Consider the following 14,285-nt stretch of genomic DNA (forward strand, 5'->3'; position numbering starts at 1 on the left):
CAGCATGGCCTTCTCTCCTGACGTGGCTCACGTGCCTTAACCAAACGCAAGAGCGCTACCTGGCATAAGGGACTTGACGCGGAAGATAACGGCGAGCATCCTCGCCTTCCTGGCCCTGGCCGCCCATAACCGTCACGTCGTCGACCAGCAACACGAAGCAATCGACCACCTGGCGAACTGGTTCGAACGCTGGCGGCAGGACTCCCCTGACGGTCCATGGTGGCCGCAGTGGATCACACGCACCGAACTACGCACAGGCCGCCCCGCCCAACAGACTCCTGGACGGCCGTCGTGGTGTTACGGCAGCGCCGGCATCGCGCGCGCGCTTCAACTCGGCGCCCTCGCCACTGGCGACACCGCACGTCAGCGAACCGCCGAACGGGCACTGCTGGCGACCCTGACTGACCGCAACCTAGCCCGAATCACCGCACCGGGGATTTGCCACGGCCTGGCCGGGCTCTACCAGACCATCTACCGAGCTGCTCACGACAGCAGCGATCCAGCCCTACTCCAGCGACTACCCGCCCTGGCCACAGCGCTCACCGGTGATGCCACTCCCCCAGGGCGCCTTGACCCCGGATTACTGACCGGACACGCCGGAGTAGAGCTGGTACTGGACACCACGCGAAGTATCGCGCCGCCTCGGACCGGATGGGACAGATGCTTGCTGATCACCTAACCGAAGCCGGGCCCTCGCAACTCGCGTCCGGCGCGCTCGCCGTCCTGGCCGGAACGGATCTTCACGCCGCCGCCACCGGTCACAGCCTGGACCCGGCCGACCTCTCCGAAGCCGTCCAGGTGTACATGGCCGCCGGATACGCGGCTCTGGAGCGCCACACCGAGCAACGCTGGTGCCAGCTCCTCATCGAGTTCCCCGACTGGGAGCAGGCCGAGAGCATCGCGGCAGCTCAACTCGGACCGCGCCTGGACGCACTGCAACGCCACGGCGTCATCGTCGGCTGGTGGTTCCTCCGCAAACACCCCTGCTGGCGGCTACGACTACGCAGCACGGCCACTCCGGACAATCTGTCCGCCGACGCCCACGAGGAGATCGTCAAAGCGCTCACCGACCTCACTCTGGCCAAGTTGATCAAGCGCTGGCGGACGTCGATTTACGAACCCGAGTACGCCGCCTTCGGCGGTTCCGAGGCGATGCGGATCGTCCATGACGTCTTTTGCGCCGATAGCCAAGGTGTCCTGAATTATGCGCGTCACGAGTCCTCAGACGTCGGCCGCCGCGAACTGTCGATCATCCTTCTCTACGCTCTTCTACAAGGTGCGGGACTCGACTGGTTCGAGAACGGCGATGTCTTCGACCGGGTCGCATGCTTGCGCCCACCTTCACCGAATCCCATCTCCCCCGACGCTGCCGACAACCTGGCTGACAACGTCCGCGCACTCATCAATATCGCCGCCCAACCCACCGATCCGATACTCACCCTGAGCGGCCCAGCCGAATCCGCCCTTGCCTGGCGAGACGCCTTCCGCGCCTCAGGCCAACGACTTGGCGCCGCTGCCGCCGCAGGCCAGCTCGATCGGGGGCTGAGATCCGTACTCACCCACGTGGTGATCTTTCACTGGAACCGGCTCGGCCTCTCAGCAACAACCCAAGGCATACTCGCGCGCGCTGCCGCCGCCGCATTCTTGTCCGCGCCTGACAGAGGTTCGCTCACAGTGCGTGCTTGAGGAGGTTGTTCTCGGTTGGTGTGCCCGCATGATGTTGTGTGCTGCTTCGTGCAGGGTGTGGCGATGGCCCGGGCGCCGTGTTACCCCTCGGACCTGACCGGGCGGTGGCGGAGCCGCCGCTGCCTCCGGTCGGCAGCGACGGCCGTCGGGGAGAAGCACTCGCGGCGCGAGACCGTGGACGCGGTGTTGTACGTGGTGCGCACCGGTTGCGCATGGCGGCGTCTCGATTGTCGCGGCCGACGACGGTCAACCCGCCGATCTGGAGCTACCTGGCGATGTCGCCGGGAGACGCCCGCCACCGGCCCATCCAGTCACCCAACCGTCATCAGTCTTTGACTCCGGTCAGCGCGTGTCGGCATCGACATGAGGAGGTTGAAGGCGTCGTCCCTCGTCAGCAGCGGTAGACAGTCGGTTGGGGACGGGTGGGTGGTGCTTGTGACCGCACCATCGGCTGGGATTCTCGAGGTCCCGTCCGCGCGGGGCGATATGGACAGCACGGGGATTCGGCCTCGTCCGCCGGTGAGGTCTTGGCCTTCGTTGCCGTAGCTGAGGAGGAGCCGTCGAGAGGAGGTCTGCTGGGTCAGGATGACGCGGTTTTGCTCACGGTCGTCGGTGAGGATGAGGCCAGGGATTCGATCCTCTTGCAGGGTGCCAAGGTCCATGCCGAAGAGGTGCCAGGCGTCAGGGCGGCTGAGGACGAGTTCAGCGGAGACAGCTTGGCGGCGGCTCAGGATCTCCATGGCTATCCAGCGGGCGGCATTTTCGGCTTCTGGGCCGGTCAGAGAGGCCCCCTTCGTGAGGACGGAGGCGATGAGGGTTCTCCCAGGCGCCATGTGATCGGTCGTGGTTGGAGGCATTGCTCGGGCTCTGCGACGAAAGCCTCTTTTCAGGTTTGTGAGCGCCGACTTCATCGTCAGGAGGATGGTCCGCCGACGTTTGTCCATGGAGGCGGCAACCGTGAGCAGGGCCAGTAGCGCGATGGCGGCAGCCGAGGTGGTTAGCCACAGTGGTCGGCGGGGTGGGGCAATGCGCGGCATCGGGGTTGGCATTTGCGCCTGTTGAGGCTCCTTCAACGCCGCTGACGCGGTAGCAGACGGCCCGCTTGGTGATGGCTGCGTTTTGGTTCTGCTTGTTGGCCGGGCCCGTGGGGTTGCGAAGGTCGCGCCCAGTGGGGGTCGGCTCGTCCGGTATTGCTCGGCCTGTTGGCGTTGGTGCTTCGTGGGCTTGTGGTCACGAGGGTGCTCGGACGCCTTCGGTACGGAGTCGCGGATGACGTTGCCCCAGTCCGGTGCACGGCCGGTTCGGAGGCTCTGCAAGACCTCCTTGCGGGCGCGGCTGCAGGCTTTCTTCCCGTCCACGTATCGGCTGGCGACCGGTCCTATGGGAGAGCAAGTCGCGATGCTGCGGACGGCGACCACGCTCGTGTTCTTCTGCGCGGAGATATTGGGAAGGGCGACGGCACCGACGAGAAGTGCGGAGTTGACAACGACAGAGGCCCATCGCATCGGCCGCTTTGGTCTCCGCCCTCGACGGCCGCGCGAGGGGGTGGCCGTCTCACGTTTCGCACTCGCCGACCCGCCGACAACCGTGTGCTCACACATACGGGCCTCGCCGACTGGGGCGGCCCCAGGGCTGGTCCATTGGGAGCACTGGCGGGCGGTATTCGAGGCTCGATGACCTGTGCGGATCGCGGCGGGGCCATCTAATGGCGAGGATGAGGGCGATGGGCCAGCCGAAGACGGTGGTGCAGCAGATCACGTTGAAGAGGATGACGATGGCGATGTCATCGACACCGCGGGCCAGGGCGATGAGGGTCGGCAGAACCGCGAGGAAGCCGAGGAGTCCGATCATCGCAAGCCAGAAGTAGATACTGTGCAGGACTGCGGTCATCATCGTGTTCCGTCCGTTCGGTCAGAGGTTCCGTCGTCGGTTGCGGTCGGTGGCCTGGGGTGACGTTCGGCGTCCAGACGGGGTTTCGAAAGGCTGCTTTTCGGCCATTTCGAGTGCCTCGTCGATGGAGAACGGGAAGTCCTCAGCCGCCCCGGCTATGTCCGTGCCCCGGTCAGGATGCGAACGCGGAGTTTCTGGGACGGCCTTGGCGATGATGTGTTCTGGCAGGTTCGTGGTGATTTCCAGAACACTGCGCAGTTCCGCGGGCTGGGGCTCACGTCCCTGGCGGCGAAGCTTGGTCCGTAGCTTGTCGGCGAGTTGGCCGGCGCGCTGCACTTGGCGCGCTTGTTCCCACTCCTCACGGTCCGGGCCGTGGACGCGTGCGGCCCATTCGGTGCCGGTGCCTTCAGGGAGTTGTCCGCGCGAGGGTGCCGGGTCGCCGGTCCTGATGTTCGGGTCGCGGGTGAAGAACGGGGCGGCTTCGGCCATGGCGTCGAACGGCTCCTTGCCTTCGCTGCGCAGCCGGTCGTAGTGGGTCATCCCGTGGGGGTGCAGGCGGCGCAGTTGCTCCTCGCATCGGCGGACGGCGAGGGCTGCGGAGACGTTGCCATCGGCGTACGGGACGGCGGCTCCCCACGCTTCGGCGACGTGCAGCAGGTTGGCCTGGCGGAGCCACTCCCGGTCGTGGGCGCGCCCCCAACGGGGGCGGGCTTCGGCCAGGGCTGCCCGTCGAGCCTTGGCTTCTACCTGTTCGGCCTTCCGGTCTCTGGCCTGCTGAGCGGCCTGCAACCGGTGCTTGCGCTGTGCGAGGAGTTGCTGGCCGGCGGCGGCTGCGGATACGAGTTGCACGAGTCGTTGTCCGCTGTGGTGGAGTCCTTCGGCGATCGGGTCGGGGTGATTCTGGGCCATGTGGTCCTCCTGTTGGTGGGCTTGGGTGAGGGGGTGCGGGATGAACGCTGGGTGCCGGGTTCCCGCTCGGCGGGGCTGGGAAGCTCCTGTAATGAGGTCTCTGTGTCCGGGTCCGGGCTGATCACCGAAGTGACGAGGCCAGTGACTTCCGCAACGGGCATGCCGGTCGTGGCGGCGACGCGGACGACTTGCCGGGCAATCTGGTCGGGAGGCAGCTCGGCGATCAGAGCGGCGGCGGCACGAGCAGCGGCCAGCCGGGTCTCGATGAACTGGAGTTGTCCTCCGGACCTCTTGATTCTCTCATCTATCACCAGGTCAGCCAGGGGCATTACGGAAAGTAGCGCCTCGCGGACAGCCGACTGACTCGTCGGGGTCAGCAACTCCGCCGGGTCTTGGCCTTGGGGTAGCACAGCTGCCTCGAGGCGGGTGGTGATGCGATGGAGCGTGGGCCAGGCTCGAATCGCTCCAGCTCGTCCAGCGGGGTCGCCGTCGAGCGCGATGACGAGTCCGGATGCGTCTAAGTCTGTGTGACCGGCGATCGCGTTTACCTGGGCTGATGTGATCGCTGTGCCGCAGGGAGCGACCGCGGCATACGTCTCCGGCATGGTCGTGTTGACCGCGATCGCGTCGAGCGGGCCTTCGACCAGGAGCGGGCGGGCCGTGCCTGCGAGCTGCTCGCGCGTCTCGTGCAGACCGAACAGAACCTCGCTCTTGTGGAAGAGGTCCGTCTCGGGAGTGTTGAGGTACTTCGGGCCTTGGGCTACGTCACGACGGCGGCCGATGAAGCCGACGATCTGTCCGTCCACGTCGCGGAGCGGAAGCAGGACCCGGTCCCAAAGCAGATCGAAAGGTTCTCCCCCGTCTTTCTGCTTCACCAGGCCTGCATAGACCAGTGTCTCGTCGCTGTGTCCCAAGGCGCGCAGGTGTTGCAGCAGGGCACAGCGGGATCGCGGGGCGAGCCCGATCTCCCATTGCCGCTGCACCGCCGGACTGAAGCCGCGGCCAGTGAGATAGCGGACACCCCAGCTTCCGTCGAGTTGTCCTCGATAGAAGTTGTGAGCGTCGGCGAGCGCGGCTCGAAGTTGGGGAAGGGAGTCGCCTGTCGAACGTCGGGCCTGCCGGGCTGTGCTCTCTTTCCACGCCATCTGCGGACTAGCAGCCTCTTCGGTTGGTGCGGTAACCGGACACGGGGCCGGGTCGGGTACCAGGGTGACGGTGGGTATCTGACGCAGGAGCCGTGTGCTGGTGCGTACGATCTGGTCTCCCACCGCGCGGATGGCGGCGAGTGAGTCGGTGCGAACGTCGGTCCCGGCCCAGTGCTGGACCGACGGGAAGGACAGGTGCGCGATCGGCAATCCCTGGTCGGCCAGAACGATGTAGGCGACCGAGTCAGCAAGGACCCGGCGCACGCCGTGGCAGGAGATGGAATTCGCACCGGCGGTGTCGAGATAATCGCCGGGGCGCAGTGCGTGGGCGAGTTGGTGAGCGAGCAACGATGCCGCTGCGGTCTCGTCCAGTTCTGGTGGGACCTGGATGCGGCGGTCTGGGCGTCCGAGGTAGGTCCAGCCTTGTCCGCGGTCGATGTAGAAGTCGAGGTCGGCGGCCAGTCGGGACAGCCGCTGCAGGCCTTCGGCCGGGGTGCACTCGTTCTTCTCGATCGTTTGGCCGTCGGTCTGCTCGATGTCGAAGACGGTGCGCGGCTTTCCGCGCGTGGAGATGATGCGGATGCCGGTCTCGCCGCGGCGGACCTGCCGTCCCTGCTTCTGCCACGTGTCGTAGGAGCGGGCGTCGGTCGCGGTGGGGCGTTGGGCCGGGATGAGCAGGGTGTTGGTGAAGCCGTACCGTCCGTGCCGGCCGGCGTGTGTCAGCCAGGTGTCCCAGGGGAGACGTCCGTCGGCGAGGGCGGCGACAGCGTGGTCGGCTATCCCCTGCAGGACGTCGAGCCGGCGCTGCTGTTCCTGCGCCTGGGCGATCTGCTCGTCTTTGGGAGCGGTCATGGTGCCTCCCGTCCGGCCGTCTCTTCGCGGACTGCGGCGATCATCTGGGTGAGCCGGTAGTTGGCGATCGTGAAGCCCGACTCGCGCAGGCGGCGGCCGAGCCGGTCCCGTCTGAGCCGGCCTCCTTGGCGTTCGACCTCGTGTTGGAGTTGCCGGGCGATGGCCATCATCTGCTCGTCCTGCCGGGCCTCCTCGGCGGTGTCGGAATCAGCGGATGGACTCGGGGAGGGCTGGGCGGGCATCCGGTTGAGGGCGAGCCGGTCGGCCAGCGGGGCGCGCCATCGCCATGACCATCGGCCGTAGTCCTGCTGGAGTTGGGAGACGGCCAGCAGGTGGCGGTGCTCCAGGTCCAGGCCCTGCCGGTATTCGGTGATGTGCCAGAGGATCATGCGTCGCCACAGCAGCAGGCTGGAGACCGGCGCGAGGAGCCATCGGGTGGCCGGGATCCGTTCGATGCGGCTGGTGGAGGTGAGCCCGACCCATCGGCGGATCAGGTGCCGGACGCCTTCGACCACCGTGATGAACAGGACGGGCATCGCCGCATGCATCACACTGCCGGCCAGGCTCCCGTGCGCGGCGGACACGTTCACCAGGACGGTGCCGGCGATGTAGACCCAGGCGACCCAGCGCAGCACCGGCCAGGGCAGGTCCAGGTACTCCATCAGCAGGTCCCAGGCCAGCAGGATCAAGATGCCGACGTCCATGCCGATCGGGACGATCCACGCGAGGCTGCCGAAGTGCGGCTCGGCCACCTGCCGGATGGTGGTGAAGGATCCGAGGCCGCCGAGGACGGCCAGTGCCGCGATCAGGGGAGTGACTGCGGTGGTGACCCACTTGACGGCCGCGGGCTGCGGCATCCACCGCTTTGCGTCCTTGGGCACTGGAGGTGCCTGGAGCGGGTGCGGGGTGGTCACCGGGTGCGCCTTTCCACCATCCAGAGCAGCAGGCGTGCGACGTACCGGGCCTCGTCGGCGGTGCCGAGCAGGCGGCCGTGGGCGGTGACGTAGGCGTAGGTGCCCTCGGCGCCGGCGCACAGGACGGTTTCGGACCATCCGTTGTGGCGGATGCGCAGGCGCCACCGTCCGTTGCGCGGTTTGCGCGCTCGGACGCGGACACCGATGCGCCGCAACTCGTAGTGGAGCCGGAGGAGGCGGGCACGTCGTTCCGCCAGCTCAGCCTGCGTGGTGATCCCCTGCGTCGTCATCGTTCCCCCGGTGTCGTCAGCCGATGGAGCGGCACGTCCATCAACTAAAATCCTTGATCAGGAAGATGCATCACACCGAGAGATTGGTCAACTACAGAGTGCGACTCGGCGTGTTGTTGCTTAGGAGCGCTCTCACGGGGTGCGGCGGCGAGGGCCCTGCGGACGTCCCACGCTGCGCGGCGGAGTCGTCGGGCCAACGCCGGGGCCGGGAGCCCACGGGCTGGGGAACCCGGCCATGGCCAAGCGGACCTGCGACGGAATCCGATACGCGTCCGGGTGGGATCCGGGCTGCGGGCCCGGGGCGGCCTGCGCCTGCTCAAGGTGGTGACGCGCGCGGCGGGCGGCATCGGCCTGCGCCTGGCGCTGCTGGAGCAGGCGGATCTGCGCGATCGTCTCCAGCAAGGTCAGCAGGCGGCTGACGAGTAGGAGGACGGAGACCGTGGTGCGGTCTTGGACACCGGCCAGGGTCAGCAGCCGCGCCGTCGTACGCAACGCGTTCCCCGCTGAGGTGGAACGCGGGATGCGGCCGTACGGGGCGCGGGCCGCGCGATCATAGACGTCGGCCGCCCGGCGCAGGTGCCGATTGCCGGTCGCCTTGGCGGCCGAATGCAGAGCATCCGACGCCGCCCAGCACGCGTCCTCGGCGGCATAGGGATCGGTGGCCAGGTGCCGGCGGATCTGAGACGTGGCATAGGCAGCCGCCCGTGCCGCATCGTCATAGAAGGCCTGCCGCTCTTCAAGCGTGAGATCGTATGCCTGGGCGACGGGACCACGGCCGGTGTCCGATGTCGGGGTTTCCCAGCGTCGCTGGATGCGTTGCAGCGTGAGGTCGTCGGCGAGCCGCCCACCGCTATACCAGGTGGGCTCTTCGGTGCCGGGCAGCGCGACGGCGTAGCCGGTGATCTGATCGGGATCGAGTCGGCTGTAGCGGCGCCGCACCAGCAGCCCTTGCCGTTCGAGCAGATCGAGGAACTCGCCGGTCGTCCGGGCTTCGTCCGCCGCGCGGCGGACGGTCGTCCGCACCAGGGCGCGCGCCGTCCGCGCCGACAGGTGCCGTCCAGACAGCGGACGAGACCCCGGACGATCAACATCCTCCGGAGTCCATCGGCGTCGGAGCTTGGGCAGTGTGAGGTCGCCGGCCAGCTTCCCGCCGCCGAACCAGACGGGCCGTCCGGACGGCCCCACGTCATCAGGCAGTGCGACGGCGTAGCCGGTGACTGCGCCGACGATCCGTTCGCTGTGCCGCTTATGAACCAGAACCCCTTCACCCGCCAGAGCGGCGAAGAAATCGACTTCGCTTCGGGCCCCGGCCGCCGCGGTGACCACATGCCGCCGCAGCGCGCTGCGCGCCGGTTCCGTCCGACCGACGCGTTGGGACTTTTCGGTCTCGGCACGCTTGGGCCGCCGCGCCGCCGTCCGGTCCGCCGGGGCCGTCCGCCGCAACCGGTAACGGTCCTCGACCGCGCGGCAGGCGGCACGGAGCCGGTAGCCGTCGTTCCACACGCTGGGCCGTGTCCCGTCCTGACGGGCCAGCGTGGCGACTATGTGGACGTGGTCGTCGGCGTGCCGGACCGCGAACCAGCGGACGGCTTCATCGTCGCCGGATGGAGCCAGCCCGGTCCGCTCCATGATCTCGGCGGCGATGTCCCCCCATTGACGATCACTGAGCACCGGGTCGTCTGGATGCGCCCGGACAGCCACATGCCACACCGGCTTGGGGTGGTTGCGCTCACCCAGCAAGTCCAGCGGCTGCCGCATCAGAGCGTCCAAGCGGCGGAAGTCCCTCTGCCCGTCCCTTCCTATGGTTGGTTCAAGCGCTGCCGGAGCATCGAAGCCCGCGACGATATGTGGATCACGATGTTCGTTGCGGCGTCCTGGCCCGTACAGGTAGCGGATCAGGCCCGGTACGCGCTTACCGCGCATGACCTTGGCGATCACGCAGCCCCGCCGCGCCACATCCGGTGAATCAGCCCCATGACGGCTGCAAGTATCGAATCAACCGAGCGTGGGAAATCGACCTCGGCCTCACTGGCGAGACCTAGGCATGGTGGAGCGACGGAGAGCTCTCCTGATCTCCTCGGCCACTCCATCGATGTTCTGCGTCGAGGCCGCCGCGATCCGCGCGTACTGTTCCAGCGCTTGGGCGGGATGACCAGTCGAGTGCAGGGCAGCAACGGCCTGATTGAGGTTGATGCCGATGCGTCGGGCCTGCCCGGCAGCGTGCATCACCTCCCCTAGCAGCTCTGTCAATGGTGACCACCGGGGCGGATCGGCCTGCATGGCGACGGCGACGGTGACCTCGCCGGCATAAGCGCTGACCGCCATGCCGACCCGCTCGGCCGCCGCCCGGACCGCGGCGTACTCCTCCTCGCTCAGGGGGATTCGCACCCCCACGCTTCGCCGCTGCCCGCGCAACCGCCGCCGACGATGCCCCTGACCACTTCGCTGTCCGCCTCCATCCTCTCGCTGCGCCTCAGACCGGGGACCTTCATGACCGCCAAACGCCACTTGGCGCCTCCGTTCAGGCTGGTTGAACTGCCCCTATTTCGCTTCGGACCGCGCCCGGTCCGAAGCTTGCAAGTGTCACTTACGCCATTACTTGCCCCCACGTCGGCGAGCCCCGGCGGACGGTTCGCGTCCCATGGACGGACGCGAGCACAAGTGCGCTCCGGCACTCCCCCAACAGGCGAAGCGAGGTTGTGGTCATGGGAGCACGACGAGTTGCCCAGGCTCTCGAACGAGGAGTCCCTGGTGCTCTCGGGCGGGCTGGAGCGGGCGCAGATAGCCGACTTCAGCCGCATCGTTGACGACTCGGCCGTGCGAGGCCGTCGCACCGGATCGCCGGCAACGCTGGTCAAGACGCTGCCGTGGACCTTCCACCCGGACTACGCCGAATGGCTCGCCGCCGCCCGGGCTCGCCTGACTCCCAATGACCTGGACGAGCCGGCCGATGGGCAGTGATTGCGAAACGGATCTGCCAAGTTCGGCACTCTGGCCAGGCGAGCGCTCCTAGAACTGCCGACTACGGCGTCCTTGAACAACTCGCCCGCCAGAGAGACGGCATCACGGCTCGGCACGATACCGGCCCAGCGCCATGAGACGACGCGATCTCCCAAGACCAGTGCTCACACCACGGTCTAGGCCACCTGAGCCGCTCGCCGAAATCGGTTACCGGCCGCGCCGCGGATGCGGTGGCTGCGGCGGTGAGCGGAGTTCCGGTGGAATGTCCTCGCCGGGGTTCGATCCCGGGAGAACGTCGCCGATCGGGCGAGGGAAGTCCTCACCTGCGGGCCGTATCTGCGCGGCCTCCCGATCATCCAGATCGGCCGTGGTTCTGTGGCCGAGGGACGGCTCTTCAGAGGCGTCCACGGCTTGGATGGGAGCAAGAGCACTTGCTGCTCTACGGAAGCTGTCGCCGAGGTCAGCGGCCTGTCCCGTCGCCTGCCCGAGCGCGTCATGCGCCGTCGTGACCGTGGGCACCGGATCGTCACCGCGATCATGCCTGAGACGGCCGGCGTCGAGTTCCCGCGTCAGGAAGGCGTCGATCTGGTCGGCGGTCTGCGCCAGTCGGAAAGAGGTCTGGGCCAGATTCCCCAGAACCGTGTAGGCGGCGGTCGGCTCGCTAAGTCCCGGCGAGCCTTGCGTCAGGTGGTTGAGGGCTCGAACGCGCTCATGCAGCTCACCGGCGAGCCGCTCGATGTCCTCGTCGGTACCGGACTCGTGATCGTTCACGTGAGTTGATCTCCATCATCGAAACGGATCCGACCATGCAGCACTCCCCTCTTGCAACGGCAGTCATCATGAAGCAGATGCTTCAAGACTTGCTCTCACCCACTCTGTCAACTATAAGTAATCGACGCCAGTGTCCTCGGCGGCGTGTCGCCCTCCGTTCCCGTGCCGGGGCACAGCGTCTGCTGCGAGTACCCCGGCACGTGGATACGGCAGGTAGCCCGGGGAGCCGGTGACCGGTCAGGCTCTCGCGGCCACGGGCGTCCGGCCGGACATCCGTCCCAGACGTCCGGCGACTCACAGGCCGTAGACCCGTCCCGGTAGGGAGCCGGCCCAGTAGCCGCCTGTACTGCCCCCAGGCCCACGCCAGGACTTGGGTGCCGCCGGTCCTCAGCACGTGCAGCCGCGTCGCGCGAACGCAGATAGCGGTTTAAATGACTTCGGAGAACCCTCCGCCAGGAGCATGCACTGTAGCTCGCCAGCCCATTCCTCCACGTTGGCCGGATCTCGATGGCCGCCAGCAAACAGCCTGATCGATTGGGTCAATCCACTCGATTGGGTCAATCCACCAGGCCCTGTTGCACCGCGACTACTCCAAGTTGGAAGCGAGTTTGGGCATCAAGGCTCTCTCGAAGGGTTTTTATATGCCGCCGTACGGTGGTGAGGCTCACCTCCACCCGTTCCGCGATGGAATCGTCTGGCCAACCCTGCACAAGGAGGCGCAGAATTTGTATATGGATCTCTGGGAATCCTTCGCTGTTGCGTCCAGTTCCACCAAAAGGGATTGCCCTCTCCCAGAGTAGTTCGAAGTATTCTCGGAGTGCGCCGACGGTCACCGGCGACTGGACCAGAAGCGCACCGGCCGTCTCAGCCGAAGTGAGGGGCAAGAGCGCGAACGCTTCGTCAGCGAGTCTGAGGCTCATTCGAATTCGGGGCAGGATTCGAACCTGCATTCCCGTCTCAGCTATCACCTCCAACTTGTGGCGCGCGGCTTCCTCCTCCAAGGAATCGGCATCGTAGATCGCTCTGCACCGGACGCCGCGCTGCACGGGGGACGGAGGCTCGACGGTGCCGATCCCGTCCACTGTCGGCGCGTGGCTGCTCAAAGTCAGCCATTCGCGCTGAACTGAGCCAAGGACCGTGCTGGTCAGCCTGCTAACTTCGTCGTTATCGACGACGAGCTGCGCAAGTTGGCCCACCGCACTGTCCGCCGCAACGCTCGTAGATGCCGAGAAGTTGCACATGCGCTGATATCCACCCAGCAGCCTCTCGTAGTCGATCAGCGCCTCTTTGGCCAGGCCAACAAGGGTGTGCTGGAGCGCCACATCCATTGGAACGGGCATCAGACGGGATGACTCATCTGCTTCCGGTTCGCGGAGGTGGGCCACCCCGGCACGAACCAAGCTGCTCACCCCGCCTGTTCCTCCGAGGAGATCTCCGGCCTTTTCGGCCGGACATCCGCCCATGGCGAGAAGTCGTAGATAGAGATGAAGCATTTCTCCTTCTATGACTCCGCCGAGCAATCGAATTGCCTTCTCTTCGAGAGAACGCATGCAGCAACCCCAAATCAAGTGCTTTGAACGGACGCTCATCTCCGATACCTTGAGGGCAATAAGAGATTCACACCATAGCCTCTTGCACTTCAACTTCCACTTTGGATTCTTTCTGCGAGATCAGACGGAGGGCGACCAGGGCGGAAAGTGTTGCGATGACCGCGGTGATTCCTGACCACAGCGCAAGCGCCTCGTGCCCGAAGATGCCCGCCAGTGGTCCGGACGCCAGCATGATCAGCGGCATGAGGGCGTAACTGGTGACCATGTTCCAACTGTTGACGCGGACGAGCACTTCCAGGGCGAACCTTTCTTGCAGGGTGGTTGTCCACAGGACGTAGTAGACGGCTTGGAGTACTCCGGGAACCATTGCGGCGACGGCGATCCACTGCCAAGGTGCTGCGCTTCCCATTAGGAGCATGGGCAACGCCACCGAGATGGGCAGTAGCGCAGCCACCGGAATAGTTCGGCCGGGTTTCCACCGCACGCCGAGCAATGCACCCAGTACTGCGCCGAGGGGTTCGCAAGCGCGGATGACTCCCCAGGCCCAGGCGTCACCGTTCCCGTCGCTGGTGTAGAGGGGGCCCGCGATCTTGGTGTAGCAGACAACCGCGGTGGTGATCGCCGTGTATTGCAGGGTCATGATCCACAACCATGGGCGTGACTCGAATTCGCGCCATCCGTCCCGCAGGTCCTGCAGCGGCCCGGCGGCAGGTTTGCCGGGACGGGCAGTAGTCAGTCGGCTGAGGAGCACGGCGCTCAGTCCGCACAGGATGCCTCGTATGGAGGCCGCCCATGCTGGCCCGGCTGCGGTGACCATGGCTCCGGACGAAATGAGGCCAATGAGCAGGCCGACGGATTGCGCTTGGTTGACCAGCGCGTTCCCTGCCGGCCGGTTCGGCGAGTCGAGGAGATCGGCGATGATGCCACGGAGCGTGGGGAGGAACATGGCGGTGGCGATGCCGCCGATGGCGCCCAGCACGCACAGCAGCGCCAGGGGCGCTCGTCCGGTGAAGAGTGCCGCCCCGATGGCCAGCCAGGACAGGCAGGCCAAGGTCTCGGCGCCCATAAGCACGTGGTGCCGGCGGAAGCGATCTCCGGCGACTCCCCCGCAGATTATGAGCAGGGCCGGGAACGCGTTGCAGGCCATGACCAACGACAGCCCTCGGGCCCCGTAGCCCAGATTCATCACACCCCAGGCGAGGGCGAGTTGCCCGAATCCCACGCTCGCGCTGGAGAGGACGCGGGAGATGAACAGGGGCGCCACGGTCGGGTCGCGGAACAGGGCGAGCGGCGACAGGAGAGCAGCCACGAAGTCGT

14 protein-coding genes are annotated in these 14,285 nt (G+C 66.6%); 3 read left to right on the forward strand and 11 right to left on the reverse strand.

Annotation, left to right across the window (positions count from 1 at the left end):
• Positions 1-73: 73 nt before the first annotated feature.
• Both ABZ806_RS35045 and ABZ806_RS35050 read left to right on the forward strand, forming a co-directional pair.
• Positions 74-679, forward strand: coding sequence for a lanthionine synthetase LanC family protein (locus ABZ806_RS35045; protein ID WP_500221847.1), 606 nt, complete (start codon positions 74-76; stop codon positions 677-679).
• Positions 661-1,686 (forward strand): thiopeptide-type bacteriocin biosynthesis protein, encoded by a 1,026-nt coding sequence (locus ABZ806_RS35050; protein ID WP_500221850.1) that lies wholly within the window; start codon positions 661-663, stop codon positions 1,684-1,686. Before ABZ806_RS35045 ends, ABZ806_RS35050 begins: the two co-directional genes overlap by 19 nt.
• A 311-nt stretch (positions 1,687-1,997) precedes the next feature.
• On the opposite strand, the gene ABZ806_RS35055 is transcribed toward ABZ806_RS35050, so the two are convergent.
• The 8 genes from ABZ806_RS35055 to ABZ806_RS35090 all read right to left on the reverse strand — a co-directional run bounded on the left by ABZ806_RS35055 (position 1,998) and on the right by ABZ806_RS35090 (position 10,194).
• Entirely contained in the window at positions 1,998-2,597 is a 600-nt protein-coding gene (locus ABZ806_RS35055; protein WP_500221852.1) for a hypothetical protein, read from the reverse strand.
• Between the two features lie 682 nt (positions 2,598-3,279).
• On the reverse strand, positions 3,280-3,576 hold the full coding sequence (locus ABZ806_RS35060; protein WP_500221854.1) for a superinfection immunity protein: 297 nt from the start codon (positions 3,574-3,576) through the stop codon (positions 3,280-3,282).
• 21 nt (positions 3,577-3,597) lie between these two features.
• Positions 3,598-4,116 carry a hypothetical protein gene (locus ABZ806_RS35065; RefSeq protein ID WP_500221856.1) on the reverse strand — a complete coding sequence of 173 codons (519 nt, stop codon included), beginning with the start codon at positions 4,114-4,116 and terminating at the stop codon, positions 3,598-3,600.
• Positions 4,117-4,319: 203 nt separating this feature from the next.
• On the reverse strand, positions 4,320-6,482 hold the full coding sequence (locus ABZ806_RS35070; protein WP_500221858.1) for a toprim domain-containing protein: 2,163 nt from the start codon (positions 6,480-6,482) through the stop codon (positions 4,320-4,322).
• Positions 6,479-7,363 (reverse strand): DUF2637 domain-containing protein, encoded by an 885-nt coding sequence (locus ABZ806_RS35075; protein WP_500221862.1) that lies wholly within the window; start codon positions 7,361-7,363, stop codon positions 6,479-6,481. Before ABZ806_RS35075 ends, ABZ806_RS35070 begins: the two co-directional genes overlap by 4 nt.
• A gap of 29 nt (positions 7,364-7,392) precedes the next feature.
• On the reverse strand, positions 7,393-7,686 hold the full coding sequence (locus ABZ806_RS35080; RefSeq protein WP_500221865.1) for a hypothetical protein: 294 nt from the start codon (positions 7,684-7,686) through the stop codon (positions 7,393-7,395).
• Positions 7,687-7,818: 132 nt separating this feature from the next.
• Positions 7,819-9,624, reverse strand: a complete 1,806-nt coding sequence (locus ABZ806_RS35085) for a relaxase/mobilization nuclease domain-containing protein (RefSeq protein ID WP_500221868.1) — start codon at positions 9,622-9,624, stop codon at positions 7,819-7,821.
• An 87-nt stretch (positions 9,625-9,711) separates the two neighbouring features.
• Entirely contained in the window at positions 9,712-10,194 is a 483-nt protein-coding gene (locus tag ABZ806_RS35090) for a plasmid mobilization protein (RefSeq protein ID WP_500221872.1), read from the reverse strand.
• Between the two features lie 243 nt (positions 10,195-10,437).
• On the opposite strand from ABZ806_RS35090, the gene ABZ806_RS35095 reads away from it, so the two are divergent.
• Positions 10,438-10,647 carry a hypothetical protein gene (locus ABZ806_RS35095; RefSeq protein WP_500221874.1) on the forward strand — a complete coding sequence of 70 codons (210 nt, stop codon included), beginning with the start codon at positions 10,438-10,440 and terminating at the stop codon, positions 10,645-10,647.
• 207 nt (positions 10,648-10,854) lie between these two features.
• On the opposite strand, the gene ABZ806_RS35100 is transcribed toward ABZ806_RS35095, so the two are convergent.
• The 3 genes from ABZ806_RS35100 to ABZ806_RS35110 form a co-directional block, all read right to left on the reverse strand.
• Positions 10,855-11,418: a hypothetical protein gene (locus ABZ806_RS35100; protein ID WP_500221876.1), complete on the reverse strand. Its 564-nt coding sequence runs from the start codon at positions 11,416-11,418 to the stop codon at positions 10,855-10,857.
• A gap of 557 nt (positions 11,419-11,975) precedes the next feature.
• A complete protein-coding gene (locus ABZ806_RS35105) occupies positions 11,976-12,968 on the reverse strand; it encodes a response regulator transcription factor (RefSeq protein ID WP_500221879.1) in 993 nt (330 codons plus the stop codon).
• A gap of 67 nt (positions 12,969-13,035) precedes the next feature.
• Positions 13,036-14,277 (reverse strand): MFS transporter, encoded by a 1,242-nt coding sequence (locus ABZ806_RS35110; RefSeq protein WP_500221881.1) that lies wholly within the window; start codon positions 14,275-14,277, stop codon positions 13,036-13,038.
• Positions 14,278-14,285: the final 8 nt, after the last annotated feature.

It is taken from the genome of Spirillospora sp. NPDC047418 (assembly GCF_040643275.1).
In the GTDB taxonomy this organism is placed as follows: domain Bacteria; phylum Actinomycetota; class Actinomycetes; order Streptosporangiales; family Streptosporangiaceae; genus Spirillospora.